The sequence below is a fragment of the Streptomyces sp. AB3(2024) genome, from assembly GCF_041862025.1.
Lineage (GTDB): Bacteria > Actinomycetota > Actinomycetes > Streptomycetales > Streptomycetaceae > Streptomyces.
Window position 1 is genome coordinate 1 of the sequence record NZ_JBGWAB010000303.1, and the last position, 1,589, is coordinate 1,589.

General features: G+C 68.8%; 1 protein-coding gene. It reads right to left on the bottom strand.

What is annotated here, in order from left to right:
- Positions 1 to 1,589 (bottom strand): 2-oxoacid:acceptor oxidoreductase subunit alpha (locus tag ACEPPI_RS40475; protein ID WP_373920233.1); only part of this gene is annotated, 1,589 nt, incomplete at both ends.

Genomic DNA, 1,589 nt, shown 5'->3' on the forward strand with positions numbered 1-1,589 from the left:
GCGGTGATGGGGCCGTAGGTGGAGCCCCAGCCGAGAACCAGGGTGCGGGCCGTGCGGGTCGGGTCGTCGACCTCCAGGTCGGGGACGGTGATGCCGTCGATCTTGGCCTGGCGGGTGCGGACCATGAGCTCGTGGTTGGCCGGGTCGTAGGAGATGTTCCCGGTGCCGTCCTGCTTCTCGATCCCGCCGATGCGGTGTTCCAGGCCCGGGGTCCCCGGGACCGCCCACGGCCTGGCCAGTGTCTCCGGGTCCCGCTTGTAGGGCCAGAACACCTCGGTGCCGTCGGCCAGGGTGTGGTTCGGGGCGGTCGCGAACTGCACCCTGAGGTCGGGCAGGTCGGCCACGTCCGGGATCCGCCAGGGCTCGGAGCCGTTGGCGAGGTAGCCGTCCGAGAGCAGCAGTACCGGGGTGCGGTAGGTGAGCGCGATCCGGGCGGCGTCGATGGCGGCGTCGAAGCAGTCGGCGGCGGTGCGGGGGGCGACGATCGGGACGGGGGCCTCACCGTTGCGCCCGTACATCGCCTGGAGCAGGTCGGCCTGCTCGGTCTTGGTCGGCAGACCGGTCGAGGGCCCGCCGCGCTGGATGTCCACGATCAGCAGCGGCAGCTCCAGCGACACCGCGAGCCCGATGGTCTCCGACTTCAGCGCCACACCGGGCCCCGAGGTCGTCGTCACCCCCAGCGCACCCCCGAACGCCGCACCCAGCGCGGCGCCGATCCCCGCGATCTCGTCCTCGGCCTGGAACGTGCGCACCCCGAAGTTCTTGTGCTTCGACAGCTCGTGCAGGATGTCCGACGCCGGCGTGATCGGGTACGAGCCCAGGTACAGCGGCAGATCCGCCTGCCGGGCCGCCGCGATCAGCCCGTACGACAGCGCCAGGTTCCCCGAGATGTTGCGGTACACACCCGCAGGGAACGCCTTCGTCGCCGGAGCCACCTCGTAGGAGACCGCGAAGTCCTCCGTCGTCTCCCCGAAGTTCCACCCCGCCCTAAACGCCACGATGTTCGCCTCGGCGATGTCCGGCTTCTTCGCGAACTTCTGCCGCAGGAACTTCTCGGTGTTCTCCGTCGGACGGTGGTACATCCACGACAGCAGCCCCAGCGCGAACATGTTCTTGCTGCGCTCGGCCTCCTTGCGCGACAGCCCGAAGTCCTTCAGCGCCTCCACCGTCAAAGTGGTCAGGGGCACCCCGTGCACCCGGTAGGCGTCCAGCGAACCGTCCTCCAGCGGAGACCTCTCGTACCCCACCTTCGCCATCGGCCGCTTCGTGAACTCGTCCGTGTTCACGATGATCTCCGCACCACGCGGCACATCGGCGATGTTCGCCTTCAGCGCCGCCGGGTTCATCGCCACCAGAACGTTCGGCGCGTCCCCCGGAGTGAGGATGTCGTGGTCCGCGAAATGCAGCTGGAACGACGACACACCCGGCAGCGTCCCGGCAGGCGCCCGGATCTCCGCCGGGAAGTTCGGCAGCGTCGAAAGATCATTCCCGAACGACGCCGTCTCCGACGTGAAACGGTCACCCGTCAGCTGCATACCGTCACCCGAATCACCCGCGAAACGGATGATCACACGGTCCACGCGGCGGAT